At 45.6% G+C, this 16,851-nt stretch carries 15 protein-coding genes, 1 tRNA gene and 1 pseudogene; 7 read left to right on the top strand and 10 right to left on the bottom strand.

The annotated features are described in order from the left end of the window. Positions 1-7: 7 nt before the first annotated feature. The 5 genes from FSB75_RS19570 to FSB75_RS19550 form a co-directional block, all read right to left on the bottom strand. Entirely contained in the window at positions 8-994 is a 987-nt protein-coding gene (locus FSB75_RS19570) for an XdhC family protein (protein ID WP_146790928.1), read from the bottom strand. After that, entirely contained in the window at positions 954-3,260 is a 2,307-nt protein-coding gene (locus FSB75_RS19565) for a xanthine dehydrogenase molybdopterin binding subunit (protein WP_146790926.1), read from the bottom strand. The genes FSB75_RS19570 and FSB75_RS19565 overlap by 41 nt, the downstream gene beginning before the upstream one ends. A 224-nt stretch (positions 3,261-3,484) precedes the next feature. Beyond that, complete coding sequence (tnpA, locus tag FSB75_RS19560) at positions 3,485-3,943, bottom strand: IS200/IS605 family transposase (protein ID WP_146790924.1); 459 nt, start codon at positions 3,941-3,943, stop codon at positions 3,485-3,487. A gap of 4 nt (positions 3,944-3,947) precedes the next feature. Next, entirely contained in the window at positions 3,948-5,366 is a 1,419-nt protein-coding gene (locus FSB75_RS19555) for an FAD binding domain-containing protein (RefSeq protein ID WP_146790922.1), read from the bottom strand. A gap of 45 nt (positions 5,367-5,411) precedes the next feature. Beyond that, entirely contained in the window at positions 5,412-6,803 is a 1,392-nt protein-coding gene (locus FSB75_RS19550) for a urate hydroxylase PuuD (RefSeq protein WP_227990667.1), read from the bottom strand. 67 nt (positions 6,804-6,870) lie between these two features. Between FSB75_RS19550 and allB the strand changes: the two genes are divergently transcribed. The 6 genes from allB to FSB75_RS19520 all read left to right on the top strand — a co-directional run bounded on the left by allB (position 6,871) and on the right by FSB75_RS19520 (position 12,290). Beyond that, positions 6,871-8,211: an allantoinase AllB gene (gene allB, locus FSB75_RS19545; protein ID WP_146790920.1), complete on the top strand. Its 1,341-nt coding sequence runs from the start codon at positions 6,871-6,873 to the stop codon at positions 8,209-8,211. Beyond that, on the top strand, positions 8,208-9,209 hold the full coding sequence (alc, locus tag FSB75_RS19540) for an allantoicase (RefSeq protein WP_146790918.1): 1,002 nt from the start codon (positions 8,208-8,210) through the stop codon (positions 9,207-9,209). Before allB ends, alc begins: the two co-directional genes overlap by 4 nt. 95 nt (positions 9,210-9,304) lie before the next feature. After that, the gene (gene uraD, locus FSB75_RS19535) at positions 9,305-9,808 is read left to right on the top strand and encodes a 2-oxo-4-hydroxy-4-carboxy-5-ureidoimidazoline decarboxylase (RefSeq protein ID WP_146790916.1); all 504 of its coding nucleotides are present in this window, start codon (positions 9,305-9,307) and stop codon (positions 9,806-9,808) included. Next, positions 9,805-10,140 carry a hydroxyisourate hydrolase gene (gene uraH, locus FSB75_RS19530; protein WP_146790914.1) on the top strand — a complete coding sequence of 112 codons (336 nt, stop codon included), beginning with the start codon at positions 9,805-9,807 and terminating at the stop codon, positions 10,138-10,140. Before uraD ends, uraH begins: the two co-directional genes overlap by 4 nt. Positions 10,141-10,153: 13 nt before the next feature. Then, on the top strand, positions 10,154-11,596 hold the full coding sequence (locus tag FSB75_RS19525; RefSeq protein ID WP_146790912.1) for a DUF6986 family protein: 1,443 nt from the start codon (positions 10,154-10,156) through the stop codon (positions 11,594-11,596). A gap of 265 nt (positions 11,597-11,861) precedes the next feature. Then, positions 11,862-12,290 (top strand): hypothetical protein, encoded by a 429-nt coding sequence (locus tag FSB75_RS19520; RefSeq protein ID WP_146790910.1) that lies wholly within the window; start codon positions 11,862-11,864, stop codon positions 12,288-12,290. A 51-nt stretch (positions 12,291-12,341) separates the two neighbouring features. Here FSB75_RS19520 and FSB75_RS19515 read toward each other — a convergent pair whose 3' ends face one another. Then, positions 12,342-13,205 (bottom strand): SDR family oxidoreductase, encoded by an 864-nt coding sequence (locus FSB75_RS19515; RefSeq protein WP_146790908.1) that lies wholly within the window; start codon positions 13,203-13,205, stop codon positions 12,342-12,344. An 83-nt stretch (positions 13,206-13,288) separates the two neighbouring features. Between FSB75_RS19515 and FSB75_RS19510 the strand changes: the two genes are divergently transcribed. Continuing rightward, positions 13,289-13,362 (top strand) — tRNA-Ala (locus FSB75_RS19510). Positions 13,363-14,110: 748 nt separating this feature from the next. On the opposite strand, the pseudogene FSB75_RS22420 reads toward FSB75_RS19510, so the two are convergent. The 4 genes and pseudogenes from FSB75_RS22420 to FSB75_RS19490 all read right to left on the bottom strand — a co-directional run. Next, positions 14,111-14,929: pseudogene (locus FSB75_RS22420) on the bottom strand (recombinase family protein); the annotation flags it as partial. A 14-nt stretch (positions 14,930-14,943) separates the two neighbouring features. After that, positions 14,944-15,159 (bottom strand): hypothetical protein, encoded by a 216-nt coding sequence (locus FSB75_RS19500; RefSeq protein WP_146790906.1) that lies wholly within the window; start codon positions 15,157-15,159, stop codon positions 14,944-14,946. A gap of 52 nt (positions 15,160-15,211) precedes the next feature. Beyond that, entirely contained in the window at positions 15,212-15,508 is a 297-nt protein-coding gene (locus FSB75_RS19495) for a hypothetical protein (RefSeq protein ID WP_146790903.1), read from the bottom strand. 35 nt (positions 15,509-15,543) lie between these two features. Then, positions 15,544-16,485 carry a hypothetical protein gene (locus tag FSB75_RS19490; RefSeq protein ID WP_146790901.1) on the bottom strand — a complete coding sequence of 314 codons (942 nt, stop codon included), beginning with the start codon at positions 16,483-16,485 and terminating at the stop codon, positions 15,544-15,546. Positions 16,486-16,851: the final 366 nt, after the last annotated feature.

Below are 16,851 nucleotides of genomic sequence, written 5' to 3'. Positions count from 1 at the left end.
AGGGAAGTTAAGCGTTATGCTGCGGCGGAGCATTTTTTACTTTGATCAGTTCAGCCGCAATACTCACCGCAATTTCTTCAGGCGTTTCGCTTTTGATTTGAAGGCCGACGGGTGCATGAATACTTTGCAGGAATTTTTCGTCAATTCCTTCGCTGCGGTAAGTCTCAAACATGTTTTGAATTTTGGCCTTGCTTCCAAGTAGTCCGAAGTATTTAAATTGTTTATCCAGCAAAGCTCTCACTACAATATCATCGGTGCGGTAACCAAAAGTCATCACCACAACATAATTGTTATTACCGGATTGAATCAAGGGAGAAAGCTCGCTGTAATCATCCAATAATATTTTTTCGTGTGCCGTCTCGTTTTGTTCAACGGTCAGCAAATTGCTGCGATTATCCAAAAGGTGAATGTAAAAATCGAGAGTGCTCACCAGGTTTGACAAAGCCAGTGAGCAATGGCCGCCGCCGATGATGTAAAGATGATTTTGATAGCCGAGCATTTCTTCATACAACCAATCTTCTTCGTTATGAAAATTGAAAAATGTTTTCGCTGAAGTTGAACGCTGAAAGAAAATACCGGCCCGATTTATTTGCAGTGTTGCGTTTTCAAAATTTTCAAGGCACGAAATAACCTGGCTGATTGCTTCTTTATCTTTTTGCTGCACCCGGTACATCCAAACCTTTTGCTCGCCTGAACAAATCATTCCACTTTGATTCTTTGCCGCAGCTTTGTCGTGAACTTGCTTGATTAACTCTCCCTCTTGCCTGTTGCTCGTTCCCAATTGCATATTGGCCCGCGCCTTCTCCACCAGCTTTTGCTCCATCATGCCGCCGCCAATCGAACCTTGCATACTTCCAACAGCCGTCACAGCCATAAAAAAGCCTTGCCGTCCGGGACTGCTGCCGTTGCTCTCCAATACATAGAGCAACGTTACCGGAACGTTTGCATCCAAACTATCCCTTATCAATTGCCACACGGCTAACTTCTTCTTCATGCAAGGTTTCTTTGACAGGCTTGGAATAAAGTGCCAGCAAAACTTTTTCGGGTGTCATAGGTGCAGAGAAGGCCGGCGACGCGGAAGGATTAAAAGCCTTGATGGCATCACGCAAAGCAAAGAAGGCACCGATGCCGTACATCAGCGGCGGCTCGCCAACGGCTTTGGAACGAAAGATGGCGAGGTTATCTTTTTCCGTTTGCAAATAATCAATCGCGATTTCTTTTGGCACCGAATAGATATCGGGAACCTTATACGTAGAAAGTGCGTTGGAGCGCAAGCGGCCTTCGCCGTCGTACACAATTTCCTCCATCGTCATCCAGCCCATGCCTTGCACAAGGCCGCCCTCAATTTGGCCGCGGTCAATGATCGGGTTCATGCTCGAACCAAAATCATGAACAATCTTCACGGCATCGAATTCATACGTGCCGCGCAGGCAATCAACCGTAACAACGGTGATGGCCGTTCCGTAAACGTGATAAGCGAAGGGATGGCCTTTTTCTTTTGTACCGTCGAAGTGAACATCGGGTGTTGCGTAATGTGCGTGTTCCGATAAAGAGATGCGATTGAAGTACGTATCCAGCACAAGATTCTCCCAACTGATGTCGGTTTGCGCACCGTTCAACCAAACAAATTCGTTTTTAATTTCAATGTTGCCCACTTCGCATTGCAGTCGTTCGGCTGCACGGGTCTTCAAGCGTTGTAGTATTTCGGTGCAAGCCATTTGCACCGCTTTGCCGTTCAAATCAGCCGTGGCACTTGCAGCGGATGGTGAAGTGTTGGCAATGCGAAAGGTGCTTGTCGAATGGATTTTTACTTTATTGGGGTTGATGGAAAAAACCTGCGCCGCCACCTGCAACATTTTTGTGTTCACGCCCTGCCCCATTTCTACCGCGCCGGTGCTTACCCCAACGCTGCCGTCGGTGTACACATGCACCAAAGCTCTTGCCTGGTTCATCAATGTTTTGGTGAACGAAATGCCAAAGCAAACGGGCATTAACGAAAGCCCTTTTCTGAACAATTTATTCGTTGAATTAAAGTCAGCAATCCCGCATTTTATTTTGTCCAATTCATAAAGCGATTCAGCCTTGCTCCAACATTCTACGGCTTCGCTAACAGCCTTTTGTCCGTAAGGGAATTCATCGCCGGTCCGAAGCAAATTTGCTTTCTGAATGTCCGCTTTATCAATGCCCAACTCTTCCGCCGCTTTTGCGATTGCGCTTTCGATCACAAACATTCCCTGCGGACCACCAAAACCCCTAAATGCCGTATTGGACGGAAGATGGGTGCGGCAACTAAACGCCGTTGCTTTGACGTTCGGAATGAAGTATGAATTGGTGCAATGAAACAAAGTTCTTTCCAAAACGGCCGGCGATAAATCGGCCGATGCACCGGCGTTTTGATGAAACTCCGCTTCGTAAGCGAGGATCTTCAAATCTTTTGACAGGCCGATTTTAAAATCAGAAGAATAAGGATTGCGCTTGCCGGTCATGCGCATGTCTTCCATGCGGTGCAACGAATATTTTACCGGCCTTTTTAAATGATGTGTTGCCAATGCGCAAAGACAAGCCCACAACGTTGCCTGGTCTTCCTTGCCGCCAAAGCCGCCGCCTAAACGAGTTACATCAACTTCGAGCTGATGCATGGGCACACCAAGAACAACAGCCATGTGTCGTTGCACCGCCGTTGGCCCTTGCGTGGACGAATAAACTTTTTGTCGATTGTTTTCGAGCGGAATGGAATAAGCGCCTTGCGTTTCAATGTATAAATGTTCTTGTCCACCCGTTTCTGCAATGCCTTCAAAAATATAATCGCACTGGCTCCATGCCGCATCAACGTCACCCAAAACAAATTGCCTCGGCTTTACAATCAACTCCCCTTTTGCTCTTGCTTCACGCGGATCGGTGATGACCGGAAGCGGTTCGATTTCTATCTTGACTTTGTGTACTGCGGCCTGCGCTGCTTCCGCCGATTCAGCCACGACAAAAGCTACGGGCATACCGTTGAAATGAACGTGACCTTCGGCGAGAAGCGGTTCGTCAGGAACAATGCCGCCAATCTGGTTTTCACCGGGAATATCTTTCGCCGTGAAGATGCGCACGACGCCGGGCATCGCTTCAGCTTCGCTTACATCAAGCGAAGTAATTTTTCCGTGCGCCACCGGCGAACCATAAGCCGCACCGTACAACGTTCCTTGTAAAACAGGAATGTCATCAAGGTAAATGGACTTGCCCCTAACGTGCGTAAAGCTGTCAATATTTTTCATTCAAAAATGTTTTCGGTTAGCGCACATTGTTTTCGTTGCATCTAATCCTGACCCGAAGGGTCGCATGTTTATAGAAGCATGTCGATGTATATTACCCGACTCGAAGAGTCGCACCAAAAATTATACGACTCTTCGAGTCGAATCATCGCTCTATGTATTATTCTACAAACATGTGACCCTTCGGGTCATACATTTTTATGCATGATTTCTTGCCATGCACATCTTCATTCAATCCATTCAAACAACCGGTCTTTCTGGTATTCTATTTCAAACCGTTTCAACAATTCCAAGTATTCTGTATGAAAACTTGTCTGCCGGTGATGCGCTTTTTGATTGTTGATGTATTTTATCACATCATTTACCTGCGATTGTCCGTAACTGAATGCGCCAAATCCTTCCTGCCAGGAAAACCTGCGGCAAAACCCTTGTTCACGAATAAAACCGTTTGACGCCTTCTTTACTTCCCGCACCAATTCCGATAAATTGCAATTAGCCTTCATCCCAATAAAAAGATGAACGTGGTCGGGCATGCCATTTATCGCAAGCAATTTTTGCTCCTTGGCTTTGACAATTCCAGTAATGTAACGATACAGCGTTTCTTCCCAGTCAGAATGAATCAGCGAGTGCCGCCCTTTTACGGCAAACACAACCTGTATGTATATCTGTGTATATGTTGACGACATACGGCTAACGATGGTTAGATCCTTGCACTAAAACATCGATTGACAACGATGGAAAGGCTTGTAAAAAATGCGACTTGATTAACTGCCCGAGCAACAACCGTTTGTATTCTGCTGAACCGCGAACATCGCTGATCGGAGAAATCTCCTGCAGCGCAATCTCAATTGTGTCAAATACTAAATCTTCCGTTACTTCTTTATACGTCAAAAAATTGGAAGCGTTATTTAAGTACATCGGGACTGGGCCAACACCACCGGCTGAAAGATGCGCTTTTAAAATCGTTCCGTTCGCATGTTCAAGTTTAACGGCACTGTTTACCGAAGCAATATCAAGGTGCGTTCGCTTGCTTACTTTTTCGAAGTTGAAAAAAGTCTGCGAACCGGGAAGAACGAAAGAAATTTCTTTGATGAATTCATTTGCTTCTTTGTCCAGAGTTTTATAGCCTTTGTAAAAATCCTTCAAATCAACTTTGCGTTCCCTTGCACCATCGTTTAAAACAATTTGTGCGTCAAGCGCCAGAAAGAAAATCGTGAGATCGCCGATGGGTGATGCGTTCACAAGGTTTCCGCCAATCGTTGCAATATTTCGGATGGGTGTTGACGAAACAAGCTTGATGAATTTTTGAATGTCGGGAAAATGTTTTTGAAAGAAAGGCGAAGAAACAATCTGCGAAACCGTAACGGCACCGCCAACCCGGCAAGTATTCTCATCAACGACAATTCGCTTCAATTCTTCTTTTAACACCAAGGGAACGATGGAGGCTTCTACCATTGCCTCGGGTTGCTGTACGTATAAATCAGTGCCGCCACCGAGGAAGCGTTGGCCTTTGGTGGTTAGCTGTTGACCATTGGTTGGCAGGCTCTTTAATCTTGCTTTGATGTTTTTGAAATAAGCCGGTAAAATTTTATTTCCAATGACAAAATCAATAGCCAGCTCGTCGCCTTTTTTTTGCATTAGTCCCGAAACTTTTGTGGCGGCACGTTCAATTGATTTATAACCGGTACAGCGGCAAATATTTCCGTTGATAGAAGCCAACGCCGTCTGTTGGTCGTGGTCATCATTGCTCAAACAAAATCCAGCCAGCGATACAACAAAACCCGGTGTGCAAAATCCGCATTGTGTTGCCGATTCGTCGCTCATGGCTTGTTGAATAGGGTTTAATCCATCGCCGTTCAATCCTTCGATTGTTACCACGTGCTTGCCTTGTACATTGGCCAGGGCAGTAAGACAACTTGTTACAGCACTGTATTCCACTTGATCGTTTTTGATTTCGCCAATCAATACCGTGCAGGCACCACAATCGCCTTCGCGGCAACCAATCTTCGTACCCATCAGGTGACGGTGATAACGGATATAATCAAGCAACAAGGTTCCCGACGGCAAGTTCGTAGCAACTTCTTTTTCGTTTAAAATAAAGCGTATCAAATGCGACGTTTTCTTGTAATTAAATGTAAGAAAATTTGAGGCGTGTCAGGGCTTTGCTCCTTGCTCAATCCAGCATCGAACAAAGTTTCGTTCTTCTTCCGTCATGCCGGTTTTATTGTTCTGCGGCATCGTCTTCGTCACCACTACCCGCTGCATGATTTTATCTTTTAGTTTAATGATGTCCTGTGGCGTTTCGTATACCACACCATTCGGCGGAGCCGTAATTACATCATCAGTCGGCTTTGTAGCATGGCAAGCCACGCAACGCTTTTGCACAATGGCATAAACCTGGCTCATGCTCACATCCGACTTGCATTCACCTGTTGCCTTTTGCGGAGCGGTCATAAACGCAGCGCCTAACAAAATCAAGACTGAAACCGGCATTACCCAAATGCTTAATTGTCCCCGCTCTTTTAAATTCAGGTAATGCTTGATGCCTGCTGCGCCCAGCGAAACGATCATTAAAATCAACCACGGTTGTCCGTAACTGAACGTACTCGGGAAATGGTTGCTCACCATCACAAACAACACGGGCAACGTAAAATAATTGTTGTGCAGCGAACGCAGTCCTGCGTATTTGCCCAACCAGGGATTCAACGGCGCGCCTTCCTTCGCCGATTTTACCATTGCCTTTTGCGAAGGAATGATGACAAAGAAAACATTGCCCGCCATCAACGTAGCAATCATGCCGCCGAAATGGATGTAGGCCGCACGTCCGCTGAAAACGTGTGCATAGAAATAAGCGAAGCCGGATAATAAAACGAATCCCAATAATGCAAACCAATAACCTTTTTTCAGTAATGGCGTTCGACAAAGAAGATCATAAATAATCCATGCGACGACAAATGAACCGATGCCGACTGATATAGCCGTTACCGGGCTAATGTCAAGCACATTTTTATCAATCAAAAAAGCCTGTGCGTTGAAATAGTAAACAACGAACAATAACGTAAATCCTGAAAGCCAGGTGAAATAGGCTTCGTATTTAAACCAGTGCAAAGTCTTTGGAATTTCCGTTGGCGCAACCTTGTATTTTTCCAAATAATAAAAACCGCCGCCGTGCACCGCCCAAAGATTTCCAGCCAGTTCTTCTCTTACGTTATCTGTGCGGTTGAGTGCATTCTCCAGCCAAACAAAATAAAACGAAGCGCCGATCCACGCAATGCCAAACGTAATGTGCATGACACGAATAACAATATTTAGCCATTCCATCAGGTGTCCTTCCCATAGCGTTCCCTTCACGGCAAAATAAAAAAGCAGTAGCGTTAGAATGATGACGAGCACGATGGCTGCGTAGATGAATCCAAACCGTTTCTCGGTATGTTCTTCTTCTTCGCCGATGGCTTTTGCTTTTTCCAGTGCACGCAGCCGATAAGTTAGCAGCACAAGCATGAACAAAGCGCCGAATAAAACAAGTATGCAAAACGTCAACAGCATGGCAGCTTTTAATAAAGGTTGTTAATGTAAAACATAGTTTTCTATTTTAGTAGCCTTTCTAATTCTTGTGAACGAATTTATTCTTCATAGCAAACGCGTAATAACGCCGAATGGTGAAGCGGAAGCTTTTGTTTGGGTAAAGGATAGCGTGATTAAAAACGTGAATAAAAATCGTCCGGAGGCTGCGATTGAAATGCTTGAATGCGGCAACGATGTTGTGATGTCCGGTGTGATTGACCCGCACGTTCACATCAACGAACCGGGGCGAACCGAATGGGAAGGATTTGACACGGCAACGAAAGCTGCGATTGCTGGTGGTGTTACGACGCTTGTGGATATGCCGCTCAATTCCTCTCCCGTTACCACAACGGCAAAAGCTTTTGAGGATAAGATTGAAGCGGCCAGAAAAAATCTGCACACGAACTGCGGCTTTTGGGGCGGCATTGTTCCAAGCAATGAAAAGGAGATTGAGCCACTAATAGAAAAAGGCGTGCTTGGCTTTAAAGCTTTTCTAACGCATTCGGGCATTGATGATTTTCCAAACGTAACAGAATACGATTTGCGAAAGGCCATGCCGATCATCGCAAAACATAATTTACCCCTGTTGGTTCATTGCGAATTGACGGATGACAGAGGAGGAATGACGAGAGACAGAAGATCGTATAAAGAATACGTTGCGTCTCGTCCGAAGCAGTGGGAAGACGATGCCATTGCGTTGATGATTCGATTGTGCGAAGAATTCAATTGCCGAACCCACATTGTGCATCTTTCTTCGGCTGATTCAATTGAACAAATTAAAAAAGCAAAAGAGAAACGACTGCCGCTCACGGTAGAAACAGCGCAACATTATTTATTCTTCTGCGCTGAAGAAATTGCCGACGGCGCAACGGCCTTTAAATGCGCACCACCCATTCGCGAACGAGAAAACAACGAACAGTTATGGGGAGCGTTAAAGGAAGGTGTTATTGATTTTGTCGCCACCGACCACTCCCCCGCAACGCCTGAATTAAAAGAATTGCAAAGCGGTGATTTCACCAAAGCCTGGGGCGGCATTGCTTCCATTCAATTTGCCTTGCCTGTTTTGTGGACGGCCGCAAAGCAACGGGGCATTACGCCGAACGATATTTGCAGGTGGCTTTCATCTAACCCCGCAAAGTTGATTGGGCAACAAACAAGAAAAGGAGAAATTGCCGAAGGCTACGACGCCGACTTGATTGTTTGGAACCCGGAAGAAAGTTTTGTTGTGACGGAGGACATTATTCATCACAAACACAAAGTGACGCCCTATCTTGGAAGAGAATTGTTTGGCGTTGTGAAGCAAACCTATTTGAACGGCACAATGGTTTTTGACAAGGGAAAGATGCAGCTAAATTGCGGACACATCATCAAACATAATTCTCACGAATGACGACAACCGACCAACCAGCTTTTACCAAACTCACTGACCTAGCCGCAGAACGACTCGGCGGCAAAGCCATTCTTTGCAGCGATGATTTTTTTGCCGAAAAAGAAAACTTGTTGAAACAAGGCCGCGGCATTTTCATTCCCGATAAATACACCGACCGCGGTAAATGGATGGACGGTTGGGAGAGCCGCCGCAAGAGAACACCAGGTCACGATTGGTGCATCATTCAACTGGCAACATCGGGAAGGCTTCACGGCGTTGATATCGATACGAATCATTTCCTTGGCAATCATCCGCCTTTTGCTTCCATTGAGGCCTGCAATCTTTCATCGAACGACGATGTAGAAAATGCAGCGTGGAAAGAGATTCTTCCCAAATCGCCCCTGCAACCGGGTTCGCAAAACTTTTATGAGATCGTTGATAAAAACATTTACACGCATCTTCGACTGAACATTTATCCCGATGGCGGCGTGGCTCGATTAAAAGTCTACGGCGAGGTCTTCAAAGATTGGAGCGCTGTTGATAAAAATGAAGTCGTTGATTTAGCCGCAGCGGTTAATGGCGCAAAATCCATTTTGTGCAACGATATGTTTTTTTCACACATGGATAACTTGATTATGCCGGGCCGCGGTGTGAACATGGGCGACGGATGGGAGACGAAAAGAAACCGCACGCCAAACAATCGTGACTGGGTGATTGTTCGACTTGCGCACAAAGGTGTTATTGAAAAAATTTTGATTGACACAGCGCATTTCAAAGGCAATTATCCCGACAGTTGTTTGCTTGAAGGATATAATCTTTCAAGCAACGATGAACGCAACATCAACAACGGTGAAGTTGAATGGACAACCATTCTTCCGCAAACCAAACTGCAGGCCGATCACGAACATTATTTTGAAAAAGAAATTCTAAGTAAAGATGCTTTTACGCATGTGCGTCTTTCCATTTTTCCGGATGGCGGTGTAAGCAGAATGCGGTTGTGGGGAAAGATAAAAGAGTAGAATGATGAGCCAGAGGTTCGTCTAACTATTAAGCTTCTGTTGCGTCGCACTCTTGTACGTTCAGAACATCACTCTACATTTCACCTGTTGCAAACATGACTTTAACCGAGTTAAATAATTTACCAAGCGAACAACGCAAAAACGAACTCCGCAAATGCTGTGGCGCGGAAGCTTGGGTTGAAAAGATGAATGCGGCCTTTCCATTTTTGGATGAAGATATTTTGCTTCAAAGCGGAGATGAAGTTTGGAATGGCTTAACCAAAAAAGATTGGCTCGAAGCGTTTACCCATCATCCAAAAATTGGAGACGTTAATTCGCTCAAAGAAAAGTTTGCGGCCACCGCAAAATGGGCTTCCGGCGAACAATCTTCGGTGCAACAAGCCTCGCAACATATCATTGAAGAATTAGCCAAAGGCAACAGTGAATACGAGGCGAAGTTTGGCTATATCTTTATCGTGTGCGCAACGGGTAAATCAGCCGATGAGATGCTGCAGATTTTAAAAACACGATTGCCCAACAGCAAAGAAGAAGAAATTAAGATTGCTGCGGCCGAGCAAGCCAGGATCACCAAACTTCGACTGGAGAAACTTTTAGCATGAGCCAAATCACAACACATATTTTAGATACGAGCAAAGGCAAACCCGCGAGTGGCGTTACCGTTGTTTTGTACAGTGGCAACGATGCGTGGGCGGAAATTGCACGCGGCGCAACCAATAACGACGGTCGCGTTACCGATTTGTTGCGCAAAGATTCTTTGCTCGAAACCGGTATTTACAAGCTACGTTTTGAAACCAAAGATTATTTCGAGAAACAACACATTATAACGTTTTATCCCTTCGTTGAGATTGTTTTCGACGTTCAAGACAACGAGCATTATCACGTACCCTTACTTTTAAACCCCTTCGGTTATTCTACTTACCGTGGCTCTTAAATTTTCATCGCTTATGAAATTCAGCATCCAGGAAGAAGCAAAACAAACGTTGCTTAACGAGTTAAGTGTTGCCAATCTTAAATTTCAAAAAACCTATCCGGGCGACAAACCCGATCGTCAGCCCGTGCACACGGTTTACGGCGGTGCTAACTTATTTAAATCGGATACCTGCATTCGCATGGGCGAGATTGCGCTTCGCGGTTTGCAATCCTATGCGCCCAATTTTGCAGTGCTCGCAAATTTGTTGAAGCTGCAAGGCTATGAACACCTTCCGCACACCGGAAGCGAGATTGAACGATTGGGGAATAAGCTGAAAAAGATTTCAAAAGAAGAACGCCAAAGCGAGCCCGGTTGGCTGGCTTATTCTGTGTACAACAAAATCATTCAAAAACTAAAAACGGAGCCGGTAGAAGATTTTCGCATTGACTTTGAAGACGGCTTTGGCAATCGTCCCGATGATGAAGAAGACTCAACAGCCGTTGCTGCTGCAAAAGAATTGGCGATTGGAATGAAGAACAAAACGGTTTCCCCTTTCATCGGCATTCGCATCAAACCTTTTACTGAAGATTTAAAGCATCGCGGCGTAAGAACGCTGGATATTTTTCTTTCAACGTTATTACAGGAAACAGGCGGCGTGTTACCGGAAAACTTTGTGGTGATGTTGCCGAAAGTCACGATCACAGAGCAGGTAACAACGATGGTCCGGTTGATGGAAATGCTGGAACAGGCAAACAACCTTCCGCCGCATTCGCTGAAGATGGAAACGATGGTGGAAGCCACGCAAATCATCATGGACGAAGAAGGCCGCAATCCGCTCATGCGCATCGTTCGTGCAGGCGAGGGACGTCTTATCGCGGCACACTTCGGAACGTATGATTATACGGCTTCGGCTGGCATCACGGCCAAGTATCAAACGATGGCACATCCCGTTTGCGATTTTGCACATCACATGACGAAAGTTGCGTTGGCACACACCGGCATTTTTTTATCGGACGGCGCTACGAACGTAATGCCGATTGGTCCGCACAGAGGCGATAACCTGACGTACGAACAACTAACTGAAAACCGTGAAGCGGTTCACAACGGTTGGCGCATTTGTTTCAACCACACAATGCATTCGCTCATCAACGGTTTGTACCAAGGCTGGGACTTAAACCCTGCGCAGTTGCCCATGCGTTATGCCGCTACGTACAATTTCTTTTTAAGCAGTTACGACGATGCGGTGTTTCGCTTGAAAACCTTTGTTGAACGGGCCGCTATCTCCACATTAACCAAAGATATTTTCGACGATGCCGCAACCGGCCAGGGCTTGCTCAATTTCTTTTTAAAAGCTTTGAATTGCGGCGCTATCACCGAAGAAGAAGCAACGGCGACGGGTTTAACGATAGAAGAAATTCGCAGCCGTTCGTTCTACAAAATTTTGCAGGGAAGAAGAGCCAAATCCGGGACGCAATAAATATTTGCGATGTGCGGCCGAATCGTTTTGATGTAGCCATTTGCCGTCTATCATTATTCTTGAAAGTTTTGGTGAAAAGCCGCAGGCAGGCGGTTTATTTAATTTCTCCCTTGAAGTGTGAATTTGCGAAATCAAATTGGTGGGCCAATTCATATTCGTCTTGACGCGTTACGGTTGTGTAAATTCCGTTGCGGTTTCTTGCGAACTATTTTAACTTAAAGGAAAGGTCCGACAAACCAATTCGTTTACTCACCAAACCACAACCATGAAATTATTCTTGTTGCTTTGCAGCATCACGCTGTCGCACCCGGCACCGCTGTCCTTGCTGGTACTTGACATGAACGGGAAAAAACCGCCCCGCCCCGCTACCGAATTTTCGATGGAACAGTACCTCTCGCGACATTTCCCCATTTACACGTCTGATTTAAAAGCTGTGATTGACGCTTCTGTAAAAGCGGCAAAATTTATTGACCAAAAGCCGGCTTGCAATGCAGTTGATACCGTTCGGGCTGCACATACTGTGCTAATTGTTCGTACCGATTGTTCGCACGTGAAAAGTATTACCGTTCGTTATGTTACCAAAATTGATGATCCGAAGTTTTTGTGTGATTTTGAATTGATAAAAAACGAAGAAGATTTTAGAAAGGCGCAAGTAAAACTCCTGGATTTTGTCACCTATTTATCACAAGAGTAAAAGACAAGCAAACCGGTAAACAAGATCCAGAAATTTCATTTGTGCAAAAATCTATCCGTTCACAATCTCTCCGCCATTTGGGTGCAGCACTTGCCCGGTGATGTACGATGCATCTTCAGAAGCAAGAAACAAATAACAAGTGGCCACTTCGGCGGGTTGACCGGCACGCTTCATGGGCACATCGCTACCAAAGGTTGATACTTTCTTTTTGTTGAAAGAGCCGACAATCAAGGGCGTCCAAATGGGTCCCGGCGCCACGGCATTCACGCGAATGCCTTTGTCCACAAGGTTCCCCGACAAGCTTCGGGTAAAGGTTAAGATGGCTCCTTTGGTGGCCGAATAATCAATCAGCGAAGGACTGCCGCGGTAAGCCGTTACCGATGTGGTGTTGATGATGCAGGAACCTTTTTTCAAATACGGCAGCGCAAATTTGGTGATACGAAACATGGAGAGAATGTTGGTCTCAAAGGTTTCATAGAGTTGCTCATCCGTAATATCGGTCAACGATTTTTGCTCGGTTTGCGTGGCCGCATTATTCACCAGGATGTCAAGCTTGCCGTACTCCTTTATAGTTCTGTCCACAATTTTTTTGCAATGCCGCTCTTTGCGCATGTCACCTCCAATCAGCAGACAGGAGCGTCCGAATTCTTCTTCCACGATTCGCTGTACTTCAAAGGCATCTTCATCTTCATTCAGGTAAGCAATGGCTATGTCTGCGCCTTCTTCGGCAAAGAGCAAAGCCACCGCGCGGCCGATGCCGCTGTCGCCGCCGGTGATGAGGGCTACTTTGCCCGCCAGTTTCTTTGAAGGTTGTGGTTTTAGGGAAAGCGGTTTGGGATCCATCTTTTCTTCAATGCCGGGCATTCGCTGCGATTGCGCCTTGCGAATCTTTTTTGCCTTGCCGCCTTTTTGCATAAAACAGGATTTTAGCAGTCCACTAAAATTTTTATACCATCCATATTTGTTCAACACTTATTTTTGCGGCCTTGTCGAGGTAGGGGGGACTAGCTCAGCTGGCTAGAGCGCTTGCATGGCATGCAAGAGGTCATCGGTTCGACTCCGTTGTCCTCCACCGAAGCGGGGAAGTGCAAATTTGGTTTGCCTTCCCCGCTTTTCTTTTTCTCTGAAAGCCTTGCCAGGCGCCGCATGTAGAGGAAGACAGAATTCACTCTTGCGGTTCGAACAGCATCTTTTTTCTTATCGTAATAGATTCCTTCCGGAAACAGCATGAACTGAAGCTTTTGCTTGTCCCAGTAATCGCTCAAATCCCACAGGGGCTTGAATTTGGAGGCAAAATCAAGGGCCGATTCAATTACGTTTTCCAGGTTCGAACACCCGTTTTTGGACTTGGCTAGTTGCCGCTCAATTTCCCGCCTTTCCTCCTTTGCTTTCTCCGAGTATTTCAGGTACATTTCCTTGGTGAGCTCTTCTTCAATGAAGCGTTCTTCCAGCCGGTTGAGCTTTCGTCCCAACTCTTCTACCTGCTTCTCCATCGTCACTGTATCTACTTCTTTCTGTTCGTTTAGTTTTTTAAAGGCCTCTATTGTGTATTTCTTGATAAAGTGCGTCAGCCCTTCAGAAAGAGGAATGGTATAATCCTCTAATAGTTTAGTAAACTGCGGGTGCAGGTCATCGGCTCTTTTGTTCACCCCACACCCTTTTGTCCGACACTTGTAATAGAACTTTTGGTTCTTGTGAGCTAAGTAGCCCGTCATGTGTTTACCGCACTTTTCGCAGCGGATAAAGCGCTTGAGCGAGATGCTCTCATTTTCTACCGTCATCTTGTATCCGTGCGGGTTGGCAGCCTGCACTTCGTTGACTTTTAGAAATACCTCATTTGAAACCAGCTTTTCATGCTTCCCTTCCAATACTTGTCCTTCAAGTGAATTGTGGACGAGCAATCCGCAGTAAAAAGGATTGCGAAAGATGTCGGAAATGCGTTGGTCAGGAAGTTTGAGGCCCAAAGCGTTCAGCCTTAGCCTTGCCTCCTCATTGGATACTTTCTCGTTCGCTTTCCACAGAAAAGCTTTGCGAAGCAGCTTGCCTGTTTGGTTCACCACAATCTTTCGCTTGCCGTTCTCTCTGATTGTGCTGTAACCGATTGGAGGCTTCGAAACCCATTCGCCTCTTAGCAGCGCATCCCGTACACCCGCCATGCACTTCTCTCTTCGAAGTTGGTTGTCGTACTCTGAGAAAATGAACTGAATGTTTTGTTGAAGGCTGCCGCTGGCGGTCGTGGCATCGGTTGGTTGCGTGACGGATTGCACCGTAATGCCGCCCCGTTTTAGCTGCTCGGTAATGTAAATGGCGTTTGCACCTGAGCGGCTAAAGCGATCAACACTGTACACGATAATGTAGGAGACTTTCTCTTTGCACTTCTTCACATAGGCAAGCATGCTGTTGAACGCCTTTCGTTCATCGGTTTTGGCGCTCTCGTACGTGCCACCGAAATAACCAATGATATTATAACCCTGCTTACTTGCAAACTGCTCACAAGCCCGTTTTTGTGTTTCCAGGCTCATGTTGTTGTCGGCCTGCTCTTTGGTGGAAACACGGGTGTAAATAACACAATTAGAGCTACGCACCGTTTGCGCTTTCTTGCCTCTTGCAAATTGTTCGAAGAAGACTAAATCATTCATAAGGGTATCATTTATTATGCGGCACTTAAACTTACTTGGTCATGGTCTATATGTATCACTTTTGCTTTTTGTTGAAGCCTGCCAAAACAGTTGTAAACCACTTCTGCATACAACCGTAAGAACTGATCTATTTCTAAAATTTGCTCATTATTCATGGCTTTAAATTCTTCAAAGCTTCTGTACTCGTTCAGCAAGCTTTCATGTTTTTCATTTTCAATATCGTTTTCCATAGGATTTGATTTGACTAAAATACAATTTGTTGATTATCAATTGAAATAAGGTTTATTTTCCGCTGTTTACCGGCATTGAGCTGTCTGCCGGTTTAAGCCCAAAACGAATGGACGCAACCGGTCTTTCGGCTTTGAGGTGTGCAGCTGCTTGCAACTTTTCCAGCCGTATTTTATTGGCTGTTTCGCCAAGCTTCGCCCAAACAAAATGGGTGATGATTGCTCCTGCGAGATCGGGCACGTTGAAATCTTTGATAAACGCACTGCCTTGCAAAAGCACGTTGATTTTGGCCTCGGCTTCTTTTCGGCTATAAGCCTTTACAGTAATGGGTATCGTGAAGTCTTGTTTCATGACAAGTCGTTTAGTTTTTTAAAGGGATGGATGTTTTAAAAGTTGGCTCCTTGTTGTGAAGGCGTAAAGGCAGCGGCATCGCTTTCTTCGCTGTCGTCTTCACGTTGCAAAAGGTCCACTACGGAGGCAATATTGTCTTTGTCTTCCGAGAGAAGGGCAATGATGTCCAGTACTTGTAAAAGTTCACTTTCCGTAAAAGTTTGTCGTAGCGAATTGAAATACGCAAGCGTTTGTTGGTCTTCGGTGGAAACGGATGGCGGTTTGGATTTGGAAGAAGCACTTTCTTCAGGCGATAGTTTGGTAAACGTTACGTTCCTCTCCTTAATGGCCTCGGGTGAATGAAGGGCCGTTTCTTCCAGGCGCTTGTTGTCCTGTTCTACCACACCGGCAAGTCCTTGTCCGATCATCGGAATGCCGCTCAAAAGATGCGTATTGCGGCGAACGATGCTTTCCAGTGCTAGCGAGACCACTTCGCCCAGGCTTTCCTTTTGCACCGCTTTCGTGTTCCGTGCTTCCACGAGCTTCTTTTCCAGTTCCTCAATGTAGCTTTCTGCTTCCTCAAGGTCTTCCTTTGTTTCTTGCAGCTCTTTTCTCAAAAGCTCGGTGTTCATCTTTTCCCGCTCTTGTTGCACTACCGCATGAATTTTTTCTTCGACTTCGATGCCGGATAATTCACCTCTTCTTTTTTCTTCCCTTTCTTTTTCTGAAGAAGTCACCGTGAAGAGGAACTTGTCGTTGCGGGGACAACTTTCGGTGCTGGTATAAATGAGCACTTTCACCAGCCGGGTGTCTTCGCCCATGTAAACCAGGTATTCGTCAAAGGCTTCCGGGTCGCTGGTTTTATCCACTGCTTTGAGGTTATCGACAAAGACCTCATAGAACTTGGGTCTTCCTTTTTCTGCGGCTGATTCCAAGTAGTGTTTGAGGCGTTCAATTTTTACCAGGTCATACTTTTCTTGCGTGATCTTGCTACTCATAGGGATTTGATTTTGTTTGCGTCCCTGCATCAAAACCTGAGCCTTTTTTTCTCGTGCCAAAGCGAAAACAGAAAGGGTAAAAGTTGGAGGAATTGCGGAGCAATTACGGAGTGGTTAGAAAGGGTCAATAAGGGTTAGAATGGGTTAAAAAGGGACAGAAAAAAGAAGCAAAAAAAGTTTTGAAAAAAGCGAGAAAATATTTTACGCAGCGAGAGAAGAACAGTGACAAAATAACAATCCTTGTTCTTTAGCCTAATCTGTCATGTCAAAAGCGTGCGGTTGAAATGTGTACGTGATGGTGCTCTGGATGATGCAGTCATGATGCAGCGATGCAGCGATCATGCTGCAATATTGGGGTTGTCATGA

It is taken from the genome of Flavisolibacter ginsenosidimutans, assembly GCF_007970805.1.
Classification (GTDB): Bacteria; Bacteroidota; Bacteroidia; order Chitinophagales; family Chitinophagaceae; genus Flavisolibacter; species Flavisolibacter ginsenosidimutans.
This window is presented reverse-complemented; position numbering and strand designations above follow the sequence as displayed.

Excerpts from the sequence above, each read along its gene's own strand:
- FSB75_RS19500 (WP_146790906.1), bottom strand. The coding sequence starts at position 15,159 with ATGGAAAACGATATTGAAAATGAAAAACATGAAAGCTTGCTGAACGAG.
- FSB75_RS19525 (WP_146790912.1), top strand. The coding sequence starts at position 10,154 with ATGAAATTCAGCATCCAGGAAGAAGCAAAACAAACGTTGCTTAACGAG.
- FSB75_RS19495 (WP_146790903.1), bottom strand. The coding sequence starts at position 15,508 with ATGAAACAAGACTTCACGATACCCATTACTGTAAAGGCTTATAGCCGA.
- FSB75_RS19515 (WP_146790908.1), bottom strand. The coding sequence starts at position 13,205 with ATGCAAAAAGGCGGCAAGGCAAAAAAGATTCGCAAGGCGCAATCGCAG.
- uraD (WP_146790916.1), top strand. The coding sequence starts at position 9,305 with ATGACTTTAACCGAGTTAAATAATTTACCAAGCGAACAACGCAAAAAC.
- FSB75_RS19565 (WP_146790926.1), bottom strand. The coding sequence starts at position 3,260 with ATGAAAAATATTGACAGCTTTACGCACGTTAGGGGCAAGTCCATTTAC.
- FSB75_RS19490 (WP_146790901.1), bottom strand. The coding sequence starts at position 16,485 with ATGAGTAGCAAGATCACGCAAGAAAAGTATGACCTGGTAAAAATTGAA.
- FSB75_RS19520 (WP_146790910.1), top strand. The coding sequence starts at position 11,862 with ATGAAATTATTCTTGTTGCTTTGCAGCATCACGCTGTCGCACCCGGCA.
- alc (WP_146790918.1), top strand. The coding sequence starts at position 8,208 with ATGACGACAACCGACCAACCAGCTTTTACCAAACTCACTGACCTAGCC.
- FSB75_RS19550 (WP_227990667.1), bottom strand. The coding sequence starts at position 6,803 with ATGCTGTTGACGTTTTGCATACTTGTTTTATTCGGCGCTTTGTTCATG.
- tnpA (WP_146790924.1), bottom strand. The coding sequence starts at position 3,943 with ATGTCGTCAACATATACACAGATATACATACAGGTTGTGTTTGCCGTA.
- uraH (WP_146790914.1), top strand. The coding sequence starts at position 9,805 with ATGAGCCAAATCACAACACATATTTTAGATACGAGCAAAGGCAAACCC.
- FSB75_RS19570 (WP_146790928.1), bottom strand. The coding sequence starts at position 994 with ATGAAGAAGAAGTTAGCCGTGTGGCAATTGATAAGGGATAGTTTGGAT.